This is a genomic window from Myxococcus sp. RHSTA-1-4, from assembly GCF_020037125.1.
Lineage (GTDB): Bacteria > Myxococcota > Myxococcia > Myxococcales > Myxococcaceae > Myxococcus.
This window is the reverse complement of sequence record NZ_JAIQDG010000015.1, coordinates 193,155-212,013: the sequence shown is the minus strand read 5'-3', so window position 1 is coordinate 212,013 and position 18,859 is coordinate 193,155. Positions and strand designations below refer to the sequence as shown.

Genomic DNA, 18,859 nt, shown 5'->3' with positions numbered 1-18,859 from the left:
GGGACGGGCCGCCGACTCGCGGGCATTCCGCCCACATTTCCCCCGGAGCTGACATGAAGCGACTTCTCGCCCTCTCGCTGTTCGCCTCGCTGGCCGTGGCCTGCGCGCCCGCCTCTCCCATGGAGACGGAGGAGGCCACCCCCCAGGACCAGTGGCAGCTCCTCACGCCGGTGGAGCTGGAGCTGACCAACACCCCCCCGGAGCTGGAGGCCGCCGCGGCGGCCTACCTGGACTCCTGCTGGTACTGCAGCTACGTCACGGTGCGGGCGTTCGACGTGCTCGCGCCTCAGACGGGCGCACTCCCCAACCAGGAGACGGCCGAGTACGCACTGCTCTTCTCGGACTTCGCGCAGAGCCCCTGGGGCTACGAGGGTGACCGCACCCGGACGCAGCTCGAGCAGGGGCTCGGCGCCGCGCTGACCACGGCCGCCGAGGACTTCGTGGCGACCGGCGAGGCCTATGACGGCGGATTCCACAGCTGGGAGTACATGTCCGCGCCCGACTACTGCGATTGGGGGCGGTTCTACACGCTCGTCTTCGAGCAGGGCCGCAAGGTGGTGACGGTCGAGATTGGCGGAGCGAACGAGTGTTAGCGGCCTCGCGCCCCTCCGCACGGGTGAGGAGGGGCGCCTCTCTTCGCGGTCTGGGGGAGCCGCTCAGAAACGGGTAGGACACCCTTCGCGGCGCAACGGCGCATTTCCCCGGCCCCGACGCCGGGGGGGACCTGGCGCGCAGCCCTTGCGCCCCGGCCCCCCTCCAACGCGCAGTCTTTGCCGTCCGCGCCGCCACCGGCGGGGGCTCATGAGGCGCCAGCCCCGGGGCGCATGACTTGCAATCGCGGGTGCGTCCCCATGAGCACGCACCTCCGACAGCTCCCCGCCTCCGCCCCACCCGACCTCGGCGCGCTCTTCCTCGGTCCCAAGGGAGAGAACGCGGACACCTTCGAGCGTCTGCTGCTGGAGGCCTTCCGAGACCACATCTTCTGGCGGCGCAACCTCCATCCCGAGGATGGCTTCCTGATTCAGGAGGCCGACAAACGCGCACCGGCCTACGAGGAGTCCACCTCGCTGCTGGCGCAGGAGCTGATGGGGCTGCTGAGCCAGCTCAAGGGCGGCGTGCCCGCCTTCAGCTCCCGCTACATCGGGCACATGTGCTCGGACCTCACGATGGCGAGCCTCATCGGCTACTTCGCCACGATGCTCTACAACCCCAACAACGTGTCGGCGGAGGCCTCCCCCGTCACGACGCGGCTGGAGCTGGAGGTGGCCGGGCAGCTCGCGCGGATGGTGGGCTACGCGCCGGAGCGGTACTGGGGGCACCTCACCTCGGGCGGCACGGTGGCCAACTTCGAGGCCCTGTGGGTCGCGCGCAACGTGAAGTACCTCCCGGTGTCGCTGCGGCACGCGGCGGAGGAGGCCGGCCTGCGCAAGCTGGAGGTGCGGCTGCCGGATGGCCGGGAGCGCCCCCTTCGCGAGCTGAGCCTGTGGCAGCTCCTCAACGTGCCCCCCGAGGCGGCGCTGGACGCGCTGGAGCGCTTCCGCTCGCAGGTGGGGGACTCGGGCCGCGCCATGGCGCTGGTGATGCGCCACTCGCTGGCGGGGCTGGGCTACCAGGAGTTCGGCCTGCGGCTGGCGTCCGAATTCCAGGACGCGCTCCCCCCGGGCATCGTGCTGGTGCCCTCCACGGCGCACTACTCGTGGGAGAAGACGTGCCGGGCGCTGGGCATCGGCTCACGGCAGCTCGTCCACGTGCCGGTGGACACGAACTTCCGCATGTCCCCCGCCGCGCTGGAGGACACGCTGCGCACGCTGGCGGTGCGCCAGCAGCCGGTCATCGCCTGCGTGGCCGTCATCGGCTCCACGGAGGAGAGCGCGGTGGACCGGCTGGACCAGATAGCGGACCTGAGGGAGCGGCTCGGGCGGGAGCTGGGCCTGGCGTTCCACCTGCACGCGGACGCGGCCTGGGGCGGCTACGCGGCCTCGATTACGCGGGGCGCGGGCGGCGAGCGCCGGACGTACGAGGAGACGCTCGCGGACTACACGCCGGAGGCCTGGCCCTCGGAGGGTGTCTACCGGGCGCTGTGCGCGCTGGAGCGCACCGACTCGGTGACCATCGACCCGCACAAGCTGGGCTACATGCCCTACCCGGCGGGCAGCATCTCGTTCCGGGACAAGCGGGTGCGCGACCTGGTGTCGGTGGAGGCGCCCTACCTCTTCCACGCGGGAGGCCACGAGAGCGCCTACCTGGGCCGCTCCATCTTCGAGGGCTCCAAGCCCGGCGCGGCCGCGGCCGCCGTGTGGATGAGCCACAAGGTGCTGCCGCTGGACGCCACCGGCTACGGGCGGCTGGTGGGCGAGACGGCCAAGGGCACCATGGCGCTCCACCGGCGCATCGCCAGCGGGGACTGGGCGCCCTTCAAGCCGGTGCTGCTCCCCCCCTCGGACCTGAACATCGTCTGCTTCGCGATGGGGCACCCGACGCTGGAGACGCTGGAGGAGACCAACGCCTTCGTGGACCGCATCTACCGGGCGCTGAGCGTGGGCCCGGACACGATGAAGCGCCCGGACTACTACGTGACGAAGACGGTGCTGCGCGCCGCCGAGTACGGGCGCGCGGCCCTGCCCATCGTGGACCGGCTGGGCTTCACCCCCGCGGACTACGACAGGGCCGGCGGGGTGGCCGTGCTGCGCTGCACGGTGATGGACCCGTTCCTCACCTCCCGCCGGCAGAAGGTGGACCACGTCCGCGGCTTCATCCAGACGCTGGGCGAGGTGATGCGGGCGCAGCTCGACGCCCGCGGGTGAGCCGGGGGAGAGGCGGGCTCCCTTGACTTTCTGGCGCATCCCCTTCCCTGCCTGGAGGGCATGGAGGCTCATCGCGACTTGCGCCCGGGCCCTGGTCCGCGTAGCGATGACCTCCCGTGAAGCTCTCCCTCGCCACCCGCATCTTCCTCGGCTACGCGGTGGTGCTCGTCACCTTCGGGCTGGTGTCCCTCTTCAGCGTGACGGAGCTGCACCGCAACCGGCTGGAGATACGCCTCGTCAGCCAGGGCTACCTCCAGCTCTCCCAGGACGCCGCCGAGCTGGAGACCTTCCACACCACCCAGGAGAAGGACACCGAGCGGCTCCTGGACGAGGGCAGCGTGGAGGCCCGCCGCGCCTTCATCCGGCTCGCGCGCCTCTACTTCCCGCCTCTCATGTCCCAACGCCTCACGGCCGCCCAGGGCAAGGCGCGCGAGGTGCTGGCCTTCGCCCCCGCCAGCGAGGCCCCCTTCATCCGCGGGCTGGAGAACCGCTTCGGGGAGATTCACGCGCGCTACCGTGACTACGGCCGCGCCGCGGAGCAGGTCTTCTCCGCCCTCTCCACCCCCACCCCGGACCGGGAGCAGGTGGCCCGCGCCAGCGCCGAGCTGCGCCAGCTGGAGACGTCCATCGGCCGCGAGATTCGAGTGCTCCGCGTCGCCCTGGCCAACCGCATCCGCGAGCGCGTGGACGACGCCGAGGAGCGTGAGCGCACCACCGGCGTCTTCATCATCGGCTTCTCCCTGGCCGCCATCGCCCTGGGGCTGGGCGCCACCGCGTGGTCCGCCCGCACGCTGCGCCCCATGCGCACCCTCATCGAGGGCGTGTCCCGCATCGGCCGGGGCGACTACAGCGCCCAGCTCGGCGTGCGCGGCGACGACGAGGTCGCCGTGCTGGCCCGCGAGTTCGACCAGATGGCCCGCTCGCTCCAGGCCCGCGAGGCCCAGCTCAAGGCCCAGGCCGAGGCCCTCATGCGCGCCGAGCAGCTCGCCGCCGTGGGCCGCATCTCCGCGCAAATCGTCCACGAGGTGCGCAACCCCCTGTCCTCCATCGGCCTCAACGTGGAGCTGCTCCAGGACGGGATGGAGCGCGCCTCCTTCCCCTCCGAGGAGGACGCGGACGAGGTGAAGGAGCTGCTGTCCGCCGTCACCCGGGAGGTGGACCGGCTGGCCGACGTCACCGAGCACTACCTGCGCATGGCCCGCCCGCCCCGGCCGGACCTGGACCCGCGCGACGTCACCGCCGTGCTGGACGGCGTGCTGGACTTCAGCCGCGAGGAGCTGGAGCGCGCGGGCATCGAGGTGGTCCGCGACTTCGCGAAGGACACGCCTCCGGTGCTCGCGGACGAGGGCCAGCTCCGCCAGGTGTTCCTCAACCTGCTGCGCAACAGCCGCGAGGCCATGCCCGGCGGCGGCCGCCTCACCGTGGCCACCCGCCCCCTGGAGCGTGAGGTGGAGGTCACCGTCGCGGACACAGGTCAGGGCATGTCGGAGGAGACCCGACGCCACCTCTTCGAGCCCTTCTTCACCACCAAGGAGGGGGGCACCGGCCTGGGGCTCGCGGTGAGCCAGCAGATCCTCCAGGCCCACGGGGGCTCGCTCTCCTGCCAGAGTATTCCCGGCCAGGGGACATCCTTCGTGTTAAGGCTTCCCCGCGCATGAGCTTCAATTCGTACCGGGACGTGCTGCCCTCGGGGCTGCGCGTCGTCACCGTCGAAACGCCCCACCTCCACACCGCCCTGCTCGCCATCTACGTGCGGACGGGCAGCCGTCACGAGACGGCCGCCAACAACGGCGTCAGCCACTTCCTGGAGCACCTCTTCTTCCGCGGCAGCGAGGGCTGGCCGGACACGGTGAAGATGAACGCGGCCGTGGAAGAGGTGGGTGGCAACCTCAACGGCGTCACCACCCGGGACCACGGCTACTACTACACGCCCATCCACCCCGCGCACCTGCGTGTGGGCATGGACATCCTCGGCGACATGCTCACCCGCCCCCGCCTCACCGACATGGAGGTGGAGCGGCAGATCATCCTCGAGGAGATGCTGGACGAGGTGGACGAGAAGGGCCGCGACATCGACCTGGACAACCTGTCCAGCCGGCTGCTCTTCCCCAACCACCCGCTGTCCCTGAAAATCGCCGGCACGCGCGAGTCCGTCTCCGCCCTCACCCACGCCCAGGTGCTGGAGCACTTCGCCCGGCACTACGTGGCGGGCAACCTCGTCGTCACCGCCGCCGGCCGCGTCAACCGCCAGGAGGTCCTGGAGATGGCCGAGCGCGCCTTCGCCCGCCTGCCACCCGGCCCGGGCAACAGCGAGACGCCGCCCACGCCCCCCGCGCCCGGCCCCCGGCTGCACTTCGTGGCCCACGACGAGTCGCAGACGGAGTTCCGCCTCAACTTCCGCACCGTGCCGGACCGGCACGAGGACCAGCCCGCCCTGCAAATCATCCGGCGCCTGCTGGATGACGGCCTGTCCTCGCGGCTGCCCTTCGAAATCGTGGAGAAGCGCGGGCTGGCCTACTCCGTCCACGCCTCGCTGGACACGTACCACGACGCGGGCCTGTTCGAGATTGAGGCCGCCAGCGCGCCGGAGAAGGCCGCGCAGGTGGTGGCCGAGGCCTTCCGCGTGCTCGGCGCGCTCTGCGACACCGAGGTGGGCGAGGAGGAGCTGTCCCGGGCCAAGCGCCGCCACCGCATGCTGCTGGAGTTCGCCCAGGACTCGCCGGGCGAGCTGGCCGGCTGGTTCGGCGTCAACGAGCTGTTCAACGCGCCCGAGTCCTTCAGCCACCGCGCGGACCTGGTGGACGCGCAGTCCGCCGCGCGCGTGCGCGAGGTGGCCCGGCGCTACCTCCACCGGGAGAACCTCACGGTGGTGGCGGTGGGCCAGCGCAAGGGTTTGAAGTCCCTGGAGCGCGTGGTGGCGGACGCCCCCGGGCTGCCCGCACCGGAGGCGCCCCCGCTGGCCGCCGTCAGCGGCCTCCGCGGATGATGATGGGGCCCGAGGGGCGCTTCTTGGGCTTCGGCAGCAGCGCGGTGAGCGCCTTCTGCGTCTGGAGGTACTCCGCGTTGCCCGGCTCCCGCTTCAGCGCCTCGTCGATGAGCTTCAGCCCCTGGGAGACCTTCGTCTGGAGCACCGAGTAGAGGCGGGCCAGCGTCGCCTTCTCCTCCAGGGTGGCCTCGCCCAGGGTGAGCAGCCGCTCCAGGGAGGCCTGCGCGTCCACCTTGCGCTCGGCGTTCAGGTGCAGGCGCCACATGCGTGAGTGGGCCGGGGCGAAGCGTGGCTCCGCGGTGAGGGCGAAGCGGTAGCTCTCCTCGGCGCCCCGGCGGTCGCCCTGCTCCTCCTGCACGCGCCCGCGCACGTACAGGGCCCGCGCCAGGCGCGGCCGGAGCTGGAGCGCCTTGTCCACCAGCGCCTGCGCGTCCGTGCGGCGGCCCTGCACCAGCACCGTCTCCGCCAGCCAGGCCAGGGCCTCGGCGTTGCGGGGCTCGGCCTCCACCAGCTTCTTCAGGGCCGCCTCGGCGTCCGCGGGGCGCCCCTGCGTCAGCAGCACCCGCGCGCGCAGGGTGACGACGTCCGTGCGCGCCGCGTCCGGCCCCTGCACCGCGCCCAGGTCGGCCTCCGCCATCTCCGGGAAGCCGCTGTTGAGGAAGTACCGCGCGCGCAACAGCCGCGCGGACGTCAGCCCCGCGTTCTGTTGCAGCAGCCGGTCCATCAGGTTGGCGGCCAGCAGCTCCTCGCCCTTGAGCAGGAGGACTTCCGCCTCCACCGCCTTGGCCTCAGGGTCGTCCGGGCTCTCCCGGAGGATGGCCTCCAGCGTCTTGAAGGCGGCATCAATCTGCCCCTCGCGGGCCTGGATGCGGGCCAGCTTGAGCACGTCCGCGTCCGGCAGGTTGCCCGCGTCGCGCAGGCGGATGAGGGTGCTGAGGGCGTCCTGGGTGTGGCCGTCCTGGAGGTACAGCTCGGCGAGCTGCCGCTGGATGGACGGGTCCTCCCCCACGAGGGACCTGGCCTGCTTCAGCGCGAGAATCGCCGCGCCTTCATTGCCGGCGAGCCGGTGGGCCTCGGCCATGAGCAGCAGGGGCTCCGCGCTCTCCGGAGCGGCGGTGGCGGCCTTGCGGAGCGCGGCGAGCGCGGGGCCGGGTTCTCCCTTCGCAATGAAGGCACGGCCCTCGGCCAGGGCGGCCTGGGCCTGCTGTGCACGGTTCTGGACCGCGGCCACTTCCGGCTCCTTGCAAGCAAGCGGGAGGAGGAGCGCCAGGGTCCAGGGACGGATCGAAAATCGCCAGGGCATCGCTGAGCGGCAGGGTACTGGATGTTATCCTCCCCCGTCGATGGACCCATTCGTGCGGCGCCTCGTGGAGAGGCTCCATGACCCCAGCAAGCCCCTGTCGCGGAACCGGCACTTCCACACGTTCGACACCCCCGAGGGGCGGATGGCGCTGAAGGTGTTCCGGCGGCTGCGCAGCCTGCGCAACGACATCCTCGCCTGTCAGGCGGAGGGCCGCCGTGCGCGAATCTCCCGGCACGTCAATCCTGCGGGTGAGTACCGCATCGAGCTGCACATGGAGCGCGTGTCCGGCCGCCGCGTGTCCATGCTCCAGACGGCCGAGTTCGAGCTGCTCACCGCCCTGCCCGGCGTCCGCGACGCGCTGGAAGTCCTGGACGTGGCGGCGTAGGGCCTACACCTCGGCACCCTACGGCGCAGTTGGCCCGGGGCGCGAGGCGGCTCCTCGCACCGTACCGGGCCCCGGCTCCGCGACTACTCGCAGCGCCCCTCTGTCCCGTCGGCCGTGGGCGCGTGCCGGCAGGCATGCAGCGCGGGCGGCACGTCCAGCGAGTAGATGAGCTGGACCACGTCCTGGCTGCTCTGGACGTTGACGCTCTGGGCCTGCGGCGCTCCGGGGTCGAACGAGTCGAGGCTGTAGCGAATCTGCCCCGCCGCGTTGATGCTGACCTTGGGGGTCGGCTCGGCCGGAGGTGTAATCACGTTGCGCGCCATCGACCGGACGTAGGTGCCGTTCGCCTGACGGAACGAGTCCGCGCAGTCGGCGGCGCCGGTGAGGATGTTGGCCTGGTAGATGCGCGCCTGGCTGGTGCCGCCCACCGAGCACGCCGAGTTCTGGTTGGGCATGAACTCCAGCGAGTTCCACAGCACGCAGCTCGCGAGCACGCCCGAGCCGCTCGCGGTGCGCTCGGCCAGCGTCCCATACCGCAGCCGCCAGCCCTCGGAGTTGGGCGGGGCCGTGGCACCGCTCGTCACGTCCACCAGCCGCGCCTCGCGGATCCGGTTCTGGTCGAAGGCCGCCGCGCTGTCGTCATCGGTGAACTCGCGCAGGAGGGTGCCGCCGTCGGCCTGCGTCACCGACTTCCCGTAGGACCAGAAGCCGTAATACTGGTTCGCGCCCACCCCCGCGGGGTCGACGGGCTCGACGGTGGCCGTGTTGAAGACGCCGCCGCCTTCCGACGCCAGGTCCTGGGTGCAGCTGTAGCCTCCATCCACGCTGCCGCACGTCACGCTCTTGTTCTTGAGCACGCGCGGCGTGGTGGTGGAGATGCCGGCGCAGCCGGAGACCTTGTCCACCTGGGTGCCGGTGAAGGAGCCGCAGGTGGCGCTCGTCCCGAGCTCCGTCGTCTCGGTCACCTGGGTCAGCTTGCCACCGGCCAGGGTGGTGGTGGTGCTGTAGGACTGGCCGCCCGTGTCCACCGTGAGCGTGCTGCTCCACGTGCACGAGTACTTGCCGCAGGCATACGGGTTGTCCACCTTGCACTCGCCGGCGGACGGGTCGCGGACGTTGTAGCGGTCGCCGCTGCCGAGGAACGTGCGGAGCTGGCCCGAGCTCGGGTCGATGGAGTTGGAGGGCAGGAAGAAGAACGGGTTGCGCTCGCGCAGGTCGAGGTCGGCGCTGCCGCCCTGCTCGAAGCTGCGCGCCATGCGCCAGTTGTCCACCATCCCGTCACCGTTCGCGTCGATGCCCGGCTCATGGAAGCGCATCACGTGCACCTGCCCGCCCGTGTCCGCGATGATGGCCGTGTCGAAGAAGCCGTCCTGGCCCTGCCCGCCGGAGCCATAGTCGATGAGGCCGATGGGCGCGGCGATGGGGAACTTGAGATTCGGGCTGTCCCCGGCCGCCCCGTCGTACTGACGCTTGAAGATCAGCTGTCCCGACCAGGCGTCGAGCACGTACACGCCCCGGCCCTTGTTGAGGTTCGGGTCGTAGCCGCCCTGGAGGAACACCGACCAGCGCTCCTCGGTGGGAATGGCCTGGGGCAGCGGAGGAATGACGCGGGGGATGCCGCCATTCTCCTTCTTGAGCAGCACCGGCCCGATGGGCGGAGCCTTCGGGCTCAGGCTCATCCACGTCTCGCCCATCTCCCGGGCCTCGGGCGAGCAGGGCTGCGGGAAGAGCCAGCGGAACTTCGGGTCCCTCGGGCTCGTCACGTCCAGCGCGAAGTAGTGGTTGCCGCCGCGGCGCTCGCTGAAGACGGCCAGCGTGTGGAACTCCTCCGCGTCCTTCTTGCTCGGGTTGACGGAGGAGTCGGCCCAGATGTCGCGGACCATGATGTCGCCGTCCACGAAGTAGTGGTGGCGGCCCTCGATGTTCAGCCGGAACTTCAGCTTCGGCAGCAGGTCCGGCGGGATGAAGGCCCACAGCTCCTCGCCGGTGCCCACGTCGTGCGTCTCCGGGAAGCGCTGCGCGTTCGTCGGAGCCGGCACCGACGCCAGCGGGCTTCCCGCCTGGAATGCGTGCACCATGCCGTCATTGGCGCCCACCAGGACGATGCGCTCGCGAGACAGGCCGTCCCGCCGGTACTTCTCATACGCGTCGATGGCCGTGCCGCCGCTGATGGGGTAGCTGACCAGCGGCGTGGCGCCCACCGGAAGCTGCGTGGCGTAGAGCGTATTCACGCACTGGGTGTGCAGCCCCAGGTCGCAGAGGAACGGCTCCACCGGGTTCGACACCACCGCCGGCGAGGAGTGGAAGATGTCGCCGAGCAGCCACTCCCGGTCATCGTTCCGGCTCAGGTCTCCGTCCTCGTCCAGCACGTCCTTGCCGCGGATGTACCGGATGACGTACCGCCCGCAGTCGCGCTTGGAGAGGGAGGACAGTGCCATGGCCTGCTGCAGCATCCCGCAGACGGGAGAGCCGTCCAGCGCGAGGTAGGGCAGCAGCCGGTCGACGTTGGCCTCCGAGAACTCGATGCGCGCGTCGCCGTGGTCGAGCCGGTTGTCGGGCCCGCCCGACCCCGCGGTGGAGGTGTTGTCGATGACGGTGTAGATGACCCGCGCGTCGGCGCCCTTCTGGAGGAGCTTCTCGCCCGCTTCCCAGTGCGGCGTGGCCGGCTCCAACGAGCCCTTGCGCCGGAAGACGCCGTCGTCGTCCTCGATGACGATGTTGTTGTTCACGTCGGTGATGAACACGTCGTCGAGGTCATCCGGGTCCTCCTCGCTGGCGTTCTTGTTCACGCCCTCGACGAACTCGCTGAACAGGTTCCAGCGGTAGAGGAAGCCGCGCCAGTCGCCCTGCCGGTTGGGACGGAAGCGCGGCACCACGCCGGTGCCGCCGGCGTTCACCTGGAACGAGGACACCGCCGCGCTCGCGAAGGAGGTGGCCCGCCGCGACATCTGGGCCAGCATGGTGTCCAGGCCCTTCTCCAGCTTCGAGTAGTCGTCCGCGAGGTAGAAGTCGCCGCCGCCCTCCTCCGCGATGCGCCGGAGGATGTTCATGCGCTGCGCGCCGTTGCTGCCCAACCCGATGACGTACGTCTGGATGGTGTTCTGGCCCGGGAACTCGGGCGCCACGCCCAGGTCGGTGCGGTCGAGGAAGGCCGCGACGTCATCCGCGACGTCCGCGAGGCAGGTGCCCGCCGGCGTCCGGGGGAGCAGTCCGTACACCTCGAACCGGCCCGCGGAGACATAGTCGTCTCCATCATTCTCGAGGGTGAGCCCCAGCAGGTCCCCGCAGGACAGGCTCGTCGGCCTCGTGCACGGGCGCGGCAGGACGGGGTTCCCCGCCGCGTCGAGCGTGGGGGTGCAGTAGGGCGTGCCCTCGTCGCCGCGGCCGTCCGAGAAGAGGGCGATGAAGTGCTTGTCGCAGTCCCGGCAGAGGTTCCCCTGGTCGTTGATCTTCTCCACGTTGCCGTTGAAGAAGAGCTGGCGGCTCCCGCCGTGCCAGCGGCCGGGGTCGGCGTGGAACTCGCCCATGTTGAAGAGCACTTCGGCGAGGGGGTTGTCATCATCGTCGAAGCGGACGGAGTCGACGCCGTTGGTGAAGGAGTTGGTGGGCGTGCCGCTACCACCGCAGGCGGGGCGGAACGGCTCGGCGATGCGGGCGCCTTCGTCTTCGTCGTTGGTGACGACGGAGATGCGGAAGCGGGAGATGCGCGGGTCGCCCATCAGCCGCTTGAGCGCCAGCCGCAGCATGACGTGGCGCGGCGGGTGGAAGTTGAGCCAGTTGCCCGCGAAGACGCCCGCGTTGGGGTTCCTCTGCAGGGTGTCCTTGGCTTCATTGGTGACGGTGGGAAGGTTGGGGTTGAGGTAGTAGCCGCGGGTGGCCAGGCACGTCGCGCACTCGCCCTGCTGCGTCGCCGTCAGGCCGGACAGCTCAGAGCAGGCCCCCGCCGCGGTGTCCGATGGGCTCGTCGTGGTGCCGCGGCTCGTCCAGGTCATGAAGCGGTAGAACCTGGAGCCGAGGAACATCTGGTCCACCGCGTTGGTGTTGACGCTGCTCGGCGAGTAGGCGACCTCCGGGCGCGGATAGGTCCGCCCGGCCTGATAGGGGCCCGCGAGCGCAGCGGCCCTCGGGTAGAAGTAATTGAGGTTGTTGAGATAGGCGTTGTTGCAGCCCGTCGCGGAGGGGTCATCCGGAGACTGGCCGTCCGCGCTGCCCATGATGCGGATTTCGTACATGGACAGCGGGAACTCCAACATCTTCCTCCGGTTCATCAGCACGAAGGCGATGGTGGCGTCGCCTCCCGCGGCCTGGCGGAAGAAGGTGTTGTCCTCGCCCACGGGCGGGTTGAGGTAGGAGCTGAGCGCGCTCGAAGCCGTCAGGCAGCACGAGGCGTCAGCGCTCGACTGCGCGCGCGCATGGGAGGCCACCAGCAGCCCTCCGGCGAGGGCCACCGCCACCACGCACGCCACGACACCGGACCTGTTGTCTCGTCTCAAGGACGTCTCCCTAGATTCCAAAGCGGACCAGCATCTCCATCTCATGCTGCCGTCCTTCCCCGCCCTGGCACTGCACGGCGATGCGGTAGTACTGCCCACCCAGCACCGCGGGGCCGACGAGGTTCGTCACGTCACGCGCCTGCCTGCCGGTGGAGCCCACGCCACGCATCACCACCTGCACGGGTGTCCCTGTCGCGGCCCCCGCGTCCTGCGCGGCGGCGGCGCCCAGGTGCCCCGTCCCGTAGACGGAGCGCCGCGCCTGGTCGGTGTCGTCGGGCAGCTCGCCGGTGAAGCGGATCTCCGTGGGCCGCACGCCCACGGTGCGCAGCCGCGCCAGGAGGTTGGCCCGCGCCGTCTCCGCGCAGGCGCGGACCTCCTGGTCCTGCGTGAAGGCGTGGGCCGCCTCACGCTCTCGCCCGGTGAACTGGATGCCCAGCACGGCGAGCACCGCCAGCAGGGCCATGACGATGAGGACGAGCAGCAGCGCGGAGCCTCGGGGGTACAGAGGGCGCATCAGCTTCCTCCCTCCACCTTGATTTCGACGGGGGCGAACTCGGAGCGGGACAGCATGTTGCGGATGGACACCTGGGTGGTGATGACGCTGCGGTAGAAGTTGTCCTCCGTGGCCCCCTGCGGCCGGTTCTCCACCGCGGGCCGCCGGTTGAGCCCGCCCACGGGGCGCGCGGAGCGGATGACGAGGGTGACTCGCACGCCGCGCAGGTTGGCCGGGTGCCCGGAGAAGCGCTTCGCGTCCAGGTACGAGTCACCGTAGGTGGGGACGGAGTCCCCCGGGCGTGGCTGCTCGGCGGCGGAGTCCGCGAAAACCCAGTTCGCGTCCGCGTCGGGCGCGACGGGGACGGGCGTGGGGCTCGCGGTGCCCTCCGGGCGGTTCATCAGCCAGGCCACCTGGAAGTCCTCGACGTCCGCGGCCACCGGGGTGAGGTTCTGGAGGTCCGCGGCCGTCAGCGCCTGGGCGGAGTCCCACGGCGCCGGGTCTCTCGGCTCGGGGAAGCGCTCCGCCGTCGTGTCGTAGGCGCCGCGGGAGCCGGCCACCACCTCCACGCCCTGGTCCAGCAGCAGATAGGAGCGGACCCTGCCGCCGCCCTCGTTCACGTCCGCGACGAAGAAGCGGTAGCGGTCCACCTTGAGGACGTAGGGGGCCTCGGTGCAGGTGGGCAGCTGCTGGCGGGGGAAGACGCCGGAGGGCGCGAACAGCGACACCGCCGAGTTCCCGTTCATGCCGCTCACGGTGACGTAGGCGCTGCCGCTGCCGCTGGGGCAGATGACCAGCAGCACCTGCCCCGGCCGCAGCGGCCGGGTGAGCGGCGCGTCCAGGGTGAGGCCGGTGGCGTTCGTGTTCGTGGCCCGGCGGTGGAAGCCCGGCGAGCGGGAGAAGAAGACCAGCTCGTCCGGCCCGGTGGCGGAGTCGCGGATGATGACGTTCCCCGTCCGCCCGAAGTCGAAGGTGAAGCGGGGGTCGACGCCGAAGCCGGCCATCCGCAGCCGGCGCTCGATGAAGGACACGCTGGAGCGGTTGGCCGCCACCACCTCCCGCATCCGGGCGCTCAGTTCGTAGCTCCGCGTCTGGTGGATGACCACCGCCGCCACCGCCGCCCCCAACATGGCGATGATGACGAGCGTCACCAGCAGTTCGACGAGGGTGAAGCCGCGGGGGGAGGACCGCATTCGAACACGCCTCACAGCCCGGGCACGGGCGCGTTGTTGCCGCTGGGGTCGTAGACCATGGAGTGGAGCACCACCTGCCGCCAGCGGCTGCCCTCGGGCCAGGACACGACAGCGCTCACCAGCAGGCCGAGCTGCGTCGTCCCGTCCATCAACGGCCGGAGCGCGACGTGGCGCCGGAAGGAGGTGGCGGGCACGGCGCCCATGTCCAGCTCGTACACGCTCCAGGCCGGCTCGTTGGAGAAGGCGCCGCTCTCCAGCACGAGGCCGTCGTTGCTGGCGGAGTTGGTGAGGCGGGTGTCGGTGTAGTTCCACCGGGACACCGTGTCCGCCACGTCACGCGCCAGGGCCGTGGCCTGGTTCTGCTTCACGGCGAAGGCATTCTGCTGGAACGAGATGAGGTCGGCCGACAGCAGGCCGAGCATCCCGAACAGCAGGGCGACGGTGGCCACCATGGCCTCGATGAGCGTCGTGCCGCGGCAGGCGGCCCGGGTGCGCGGTGCGCGACTCATGGCCGGGTCACCCGCGTGAAGCCGGTGGCGGGCGCGATGGCGAGCGCGCCGCGCTCGGAGTCGCTCGACAGCGTCACGACACCGGCGTTGAGGTTGGCCACGGGAAGGCCGCTGCCGTCCACGAGGCGCACCTCGCCGTCCGCCTGGAAGACGATGGCGCCCCGGAGCGAGCCCCCGGTGTTCGAGCAGAAGTTGCAGGCCGCCGCGGCGCCGGAGAAGGGCGCATTGAGGGAGAAGACCTGGGCGGCGTCGAGGGCGAGCTGGACGCGGCCCCGGAAGGGCTCGTGGCCGAACCACGTCTCGGTGAGCACCTGGTCGCCTGCTTCCGGCGCCGAGGCGAGCTTGCCGTCGTCACCGATGTCGAGCGCGCTGAAGTCGAGGTCCCGGTCGAGGTCCTCATAGACGATGAAGCCGCCCTGCTCCCGGGTGGAGGCGCCCGTCCCGGTGGGCAGGAAGACGACCCACACGTCTCCACCCCGCGCCTGTGCCCGGGCCTGCGCCTGGGACAGCGTGGCGGACAGGTCATCCAGCGCGCCCATCACATCCAGGCGGGGCTGCATCCGGGACAGCGTGGTGACGGACAGACTCGCGAGGATGCCAATGATGGCCACCACCACCATCATCTCCAGCAGCGTGAAGCCCTGACTGCCCCGCCGTCGCATGGGTTTCCTCCAGGCAGAAAATCCACTTCACCTGGGGGGACCCTCCCAACCGTCGAAATGGCCACAGGCCGAGAAGAACGGACGCTGAAATTTCAGATGACGAGAGGGGTGGGCTGCGAGCGTACCCCCGACCCGGAGTGCGGCACGGGTGCCGTGGAGGCGTGGAACCGCATGGAATGGCTGGGGAAAGCGTTGCGCGGACCGGAGGGAGCGCACCTGGCCCCTCCGCGCGGGTCTGAGGAGACCTGGCCGCGCGGGGAGATGACTGGAAGACACCGCGAAGGCCCGCCCGCTCGGATCATGAGCGGCCCGTGTCACGGCGTGTCCCCGGGATTCGAGGCTCGGCGCGCGCGTCAGAAGAGGTGGTTGAAATCCAGGTAGAAACCCGATGTCCCGTCGCTCGGGCTGACGCCGTAATCCAGGCGGACGATGAAGTTCCTGTCCCAGGAGATGCGCAGCCCGCCGCCCCCCGCGTAGCGGGCGAGGCCGTCATCCCGGAAGTCCAGGTCCGCCCACGCCTGCCCGGCATCCAGGAAGGCCACCGCCGTGAAGTCCACCTTCTGATTGAAGGGCGACGTGGACAGGAACAGCCACCGCAGCTCGCCGTTGGCCAGCGCCTTCACCTTGCCCTGCACCCGGTTCTTCAGGATGCCACGCCCGGTGAACACCCCGCCGATGCCGCCCCAGCCGTCGCGCCACTCCACGCCGCCGAACGCGTTGAGGAGGAAGAAGGGCACGTCGCCCCCCATCACGTCCCCCATGAGCCTCAGGGCCGCCACCAGCCGCTCGCTCACCAGCGGGTGGTAGAAGCGCAGGTTGAGCGTCGTTCCCCAGTAGCGGAAGGCGCTCCCCGTCGCTTCCATCGCGCCTCGCGCCGCCAGCTCATGGAACATGCCGCGCACCGGCGCGGGCTCGTTGTCGCGCAGGTCCAGCAGCACGCCCGCCGTCAGCTCCGCCGTGCGGAACGTGGCGGTGCGCGTCCCGCCCCCCAGCCCCGTGAGCAGTCCCAGGCGCGCGTCCTCCTCCAGCCGGGAGTCCCGGCTCTGCCCCAGGTCCTCCGTGCCGTAGCGCGCGCTCACCCGCGTCAGGCGGAAGCGGTAGCCCAACGCCACCTGCCAGGGGCCCTTCACCGGGCGGCGCGAGTTCAGCACCACGCTCGGAAAGGTGCGCTGCTCGTAGCTGTAGTAGCGCAGGCCCCGGAACGCCGGGTTGCCCGGGCACACGTCCGGCGACGTCTCCAGCGAGTCCCGGTCGTCGCACGAGCTGAAGTCCGCCTCGTAGTCCGACGCGCCCGCGATGCCGTAGTAGGGCGTGAAGCGCTCGTTGAGCAGGCTCAGGTCCAGCCCCACCCGCCACGCGGACCCGAGGAAGCCCGGCGCATCCGTCAGGATGCGGTGCGCCCCCACGCCCCGGGTCGTCTGGAAGAACTGGGCCACCACTGAATAGCGGTAGGGCCGCTGGCCCCCGTCCCCCTCGTCCACCAGCAGCAGCCGCGCGCCGTACCCCATGCCCTCATCGCTGTTGAAGTTGAGCAATGGCAGGCCCGTGATGCGCCACCCCGTGCGGGGCGCGGGCTCCGGAGGCACCTCGGCGCCAGGGGCCGCGGCGGGCGAGGCGGGCGTGTCCGGAGTGCCCTGCTCCGCCCAGGCCGGCGCCATGCCCAGCAGGACCAACAGCCACACGGCCCACGTCATCCGAATCGAGTGCATGCAACCTCTCCAAGGTGTCACGGACGGAGAGCCAGGATACCGCCAGTCCCGGAGACACCCCCAGCGCCCCCCATCAGGCCCGTCGTCATCCCGGAGACCCGCGGCTCGTGGTCTCGCGGCAACAGCTCCATGCCGATGGCCAGCACCTCGGACTCCCGCACGCGCACCTCCCGGCTGCTCATCAACTGAGAAAGCAGCCAGCTGGCGCTCGCATCGCGAGCCTCGTGGCCCCGGCTCCCTCCCTCCTGACGCGTCAACGGGCGGGCCGAAGACGTGGCCGTCGGGTTTTTGACACGTCAGGAACCGCTCCGGCCCAGGGTGCCGGCGCCGGCGGCGGCCCGGGCTCCCTCTGAACGCCCCTCTCGCGCCTTTCTGGCGCAGCCCGTGCAGACCGCCCGCGCACCCATTTGGGGGAGAAGCCCGTGTGAGCCCGAGGGAGTCACATGGTGAGTGGAGGGAACCTTGTTTCTACGTAGGAATCATTTCTGGCTCGGAGGAATGGCAGTCCTCTGGGCATCTGCCGCACAGGCGCAGCAGGCCATCCCCGGCTTCGAGCTGGAGCGGCTGCAGCTCAACCCCGCGGCGCGTGACAGCCTCGTGCTGTCCACCGGCGACCTGCTCCAGAAGGGCGAGTACCGCCTCGCCTTCACCGCGCACTACGAGAACGAGCCGCTGGTGCTCCTCGAACGCGATGAGCGGCAGGGCGTCATCGTCTCGAACCGAGTGACGGTCCACCTGAGCGGCGCCTATGCCGTCACCGACTGGCTCGAGCTGGGCGCGCAGGTGCCCATCGTCTCGCAGTGGGGCCCGGACACCACGACGCTGGGCGTGGCCACGCCCGACACCATGGCGCTGGGCACGCCCTGGCTGCAGGCGCGCGCCGGCCTCCTCTCCGAGGCGGGTGACGGACCGCTCGACCTGGGCTTCCACCTGGGCGTCGCCCTGCCCCTGGGCAGCTCCGAGGTGCTCACCCGCGACCAGGGCTTCACCTTCTCGCCGCGCCTGGGCGCCGGCAAGAGCCTGGGTGGCACCTGGCGCGTGGGCGCCGACGTGGGCGCGCTGGTGCGCACCAGGAAGTACGCGCTCTCTCCCACGACGGACCCCGTGCGTGACGAGCTGGGCGTGGAGATGAACGGCGGCGTCAACCTCTCCGCCGGCCTCTTCGGCCTCAAGGAGGAGCTGGTGGTCCGCGGCACCCTGCCCGTGGCGGACGCTCCGGAGTCCCTGGAGGTGCTGCTCGGCCTGCGCGCGCCCATGAGCGGCGGCACGGAGGTGTACGCCATGGGCGGCCCCGGCTTTGGCCAGACGCCCGGCACCCCCAACTTCCGCGTGCTCGCGGGCATCACCTTCGGCGCGGACTCCGCGGCGGCGAACCGCTGTGTGGAGGGCCAGCCGTACGAGGTGGCCCGCTGTCCCGACCTGGACGCGGACGGAGACGGCGTGAAGAACGTCGCCGACCGCTGCCCGTCCACCAAGGGCCTCGCCCAGCTCAACGGCTGCGAGGACGGGGACGACGACAAGGACGGCATCCACAACCTGGCCGACCGCTGCGCCGCCCAGCCGGAGAACGTCAACGGCTTCGAGGACGAGGACGGTTGCCCGGACGACCCGGACACGGACGGCGACGGCCTCGCCGACTCCAAGGACACCTGCCCGCGTGAGGCCGAGGACAAGGACGGCTTCGAGGACGACAACGGCTGCCCCGACCCGGACAACGACCAGGACGGCCTCGCCGACGCGCGCGACGCCTGCATGAACGAGGCGGGCCCGAAGGAGAACCGCGGCTGCCCGGACAAGGACCGCGACAGTGACGGCCTCGTGGACCGGCTCGACAACTGCCCGGATGAGCCCGGCACCGAGAAGAACCACGGCTGCCAGTCGGAGCAGCTCGTGAGCATCGGCTCGGGGCGGATCCGCATCATGGAGACGGTCTACTTCGAGAACAATCAGGACGTCATCATCGCCCGCAGCTACAAGCTGCTCGACGGCGTGGCGTCCATCCTCTCGACGCACCCGGAAATCGAGAAGCTGCGCATCGAGGGCCACACCGACAACCGGGGTGACGCCGCGTACAACCTGGACCTCTCCCAGCGCCGCGCGGAGGCGGTGGTGAAGTACCTCGTGGGCAAGGGCGTGGCCCCCGAGCGCCTGGAGCCGAAGGGCTTCGGCCCCGCGCAGCCCATCGCCGACAACAACACCCAGGACGGCCGCGCGAAGAACCGCCGCGTGGAGTTCAAGATCGTCGGGGACGCCGAGGGCGTGCAGACGCAGCAGGGCGCCCCGACCGCCGACACCACCGAGAAGTGAGAGGGGAACCTCCCA

The 18,859-nt window shown here is 70.9% G+C and carries 13 protein-coding genes; 6 read left to right on the top strand and 7 right to left on the bottom strand.

The genetic code is table 11. The features are described from left to right. Positions 1 to 53: 53 nt before the first annotated feature. From K8638_RS21500 to K8638_RS21485, 4 genes are all read left to right on the top strand, one after another. Positions 54 to 593 (top strand): hypothetical protein, encoded by a 540-nt coding sequence (locus K8638_RS21500; RefSeq protein WP_223756445.1) that lies wholly within the window; start codon positions 54 to 56, stop codon positions 591 to 593. Between the two features lie 258 nt (positions 594 to 851). Then, positions 852 to 2,804 carry a pyridoxal-dependent decarboxylase gene (locus tag K8638_RS21495; RefSeq protein WP_223756444.1) on the top strand — a complete coding sequence of 651 codons (1,953 nt, stop codon included), beginning with the start codon at positions 852 to 854 and terminating at the stop codon, positions 2,802 to 2,804. 116 nt (positions 2,805 to 2,920) lie between these two features. Further along, positions 2,921 to 4,462 carry a HAMP domain-containing sensor histidine kinase gene (locus K8638_RS21490; RefSeq protein WP_223756443.1) on the top strand — a complete coding sequence of 514 codons (1,542 nt, stop codon included), beginning with the start codon at positions 2,921 to 2,923 and terminating at the stop codon, positions 4,460 to 4,462. Then, positions 4,459 to 5,790 (top strand): pitrilysin family protein, encoded by a 1,332-nt coding sequence (locus K8638_RS21485; protein WP_223756442.1) that lies wholly within the window; start codon positions 4,459 to 4,461, stop codon positions 5,788 to 5,790. Before K8638_RS21490 ends, K8638_RS21485 begins: the two co-directional genes overlap by 4 nt. Here K8638_RS21485 and K8638_RS21480 read toward each other — a convergent pair. Next, positions 5,771 to 7,021: a tetratricopeptide repeat protein gene (locus K8638_RS21480; RefSeq protein WP_223756441.1), complete on the bottom strand. Its 1,251-nt coding sequence runs from the start codon at positions 7,019 to 7,021 to the stop codon at positions 5,771 to 5,773. The two genes, K8638_RS21485 and K8638_RS21480, sit on opposite strands and share 20 nt — an antisense overlap. A 112-nt stretch (positions 7,022 to 7,133) precedes the next feature. Here K8638_RS21480 and K8638_RS21475 point away from each other — a divergent pair, with 112 nt between their 5' ends. Next, positions 7,134 to 7,478: a hypothetical protein gene (locus K8638_RS21475; RefSeq protein WP_223756440.1), complete on the top strand. Its 345-nt coding sequence runs from the start codon at positions 7,134 to 7,136 to the stop codon at positions 7,476 to 7,478. An 83-nt stretch (positions 7,479 to 7,561) separates the two neighbouring features. On the opposite strand, the gene K8638_RS21470 is transcribed toward K8638_RS21475, so the two are convergent. The 6 genes from K8638_RS21470 to K8638_RS21445 all read right to left on the bottom strand — a co-directional run bounded on the left by K8638_RS21470 (position 7,562) and on the right by K8638_RS21445 (position 16,537). Next, on the bottom strand, positions 7,562 to 11,971 hold the full coding sequence (locus K8638_RS21470; RefSeq protein ID WP_223756439.1) for a pilus assembly protein: 4,410 nt from the start codon (positions 11,969 to 11,971) through the stop codon (positions 7,562 to 7,564). Between the two features lie 10 nt (positions 11,972 to 11,981). Further along, entirely contained in the window at positions 11,982 to 12,485 is a 504-nt protein-coding gene (locus tag K8638_RS21465) for a hypothetical protein (protein WP_223756438.1), read from the bottom strand. Further along, complete coding sequence (locus tag K8638_RS21460) at positions 12,485 to 13,657, bottom strand: PilW family protein (protein WP_223756437.1); 1,173 nt, start codon at positions 13,655 to 13,657, stop codon at positions 12,485 to 12,487. Before K8638_RS21460 ends, K8638_RS21465 begins: the two co-directional genes overlap by 1 nt. Positions 13,658 to 13,668: 11 nt before the next feature. Further along, positions 13,669 to 14,166, bottom strand: a complete 498-nt coding sequence (locus K8638_RS21455) for a hypothetical protein (protein WP_223756436.1) — start codon at positions 14,164 to 14,166, stop codon at positions 13,669 to 13,671. Then, on the bottom strand, positions 14,163 to 14,828 hold the full coding sequence (locus K8638_RS44910) for a Tfp pilus assembly protein FimT/FimU (protein WP_305071178.1): 666 nt from the start codon (positions 14,826 to 14,828) through the stop codon (positions 14,163 to 14,165). Before K8638_RS44910 ends, K8638_RS21455 begins: the two co-directional genes overlap by 4 nt. Before the next feature lie 353 nt (positions 14,829 to 15,181). Beyond that, positions 15,182 to 16,537 carry a BamA/TamA family outer membrane protein gene (locus K8638_RS21445; RefSeq protein WP_223756435.1) on the bottom strand — a complete coding sequence of 452 codons (1,356 nt, stop codon included), beginning with the start codon at positions 16,535 to 16,537 and terminating at the stop codon, positions 15,182 to 15,184. A 498-nt stretch (positions 16,538 to 17,035) separates the two neighbouring features. Between K8638_RS21445 and K8638_RS21440 the strand changes: the two genes are divergently transcribed. Then, positions 17,036 to 18,844, top strand: a complete 1,809-nt coding sequence (locus tag K8638_RS21440) for an OmpA family protein (RefSeq protein WP_223756434.1) — start codon at positions 17,036 to 17,038, stop codon at positions 18,842 to 18,844. Positions 18,845 to 18,859 lie beyond the last annotated feature (15 nt).

What these genes read in the sequence shown, in the direction of transcription:
- K8638_RS21445 (WP_223756435.1), bottom strand. Translation starts at nt 16,537, where the DNA reads ATGCACTCGATTCGGATGACGTGGGCCGTGTGGCTGTTGGTCCTGCTG.
- K8638_RS21460 (WP_223756437.1), bottom strand. Translation starts at nt 13,657, where the DNA reads ATGCGGTCCTCCCCCCGCGGCTTCACCCTCGTCGAACTGCTGGTGACG.
- K8638_RS21440 (WP_223756434.1), top strand. Translation starts at nt 17,036, where the DNA reads ATGGCAGTCCTCTGGGCATCTGCCGCACAGGCGCAGCAGGCCATCCCC.
- K8638_RS44910 (WP_305071178.1), bottom strand. Translation starts at nt 14,828, where the DNA reads ATGCGACGGCGGGGCAGTCAGGGCTTCACGCTGCTGGAGATGATGGTG.
- K8638_RS21465 (WP_223756438.1), bottom strand. Translation starts at nt 12,485, where the DNA reads ATGCGCCCTCTGTACCCCCGAGGCTCCGCGCTGCTGCTCGTCCTCATC.
- K8638_RS21485 (WP_223756442.1), top strand. Translation starts at nt 4,459, where the DNA reads ATGAGCTTCAATTCGTACCGGGACGTGCTGCCCTCGGGGCTGCGCGTC.
- K8638_RS21475 (WP_223756440.1), top strand. Translation starts at nt 7,134, where the DNA reads ATGGACCCATTCGTGCGGCGCCTCGTGGAGAGGCTCCATGACCCCAGC.
- K8638_RS21495 (WP_223756444.1), top strand. Translation starts at nt 852, where the DNA reads ATGAGCACGCACCTCCGACAGCTCCCCGCCTCCGCCCCACCCGACCTC.
- K8638_RS21455 (WP_223756436.1), bottom strand. Translation starts at nt 14,166, where the DNA reads ATGAGTCGCGCACCGCGCACCCGGGCCGCCTGCCGCGGCACGACGCTC.
- K8638_RS21500 (WP_223756445.1), top strand. Translation starts at nt 54, where the DNA reads ATGAAGCGACTTCTCGCCCTCTCGCTGTTCGCCTCGCTGGCCGTGGCC.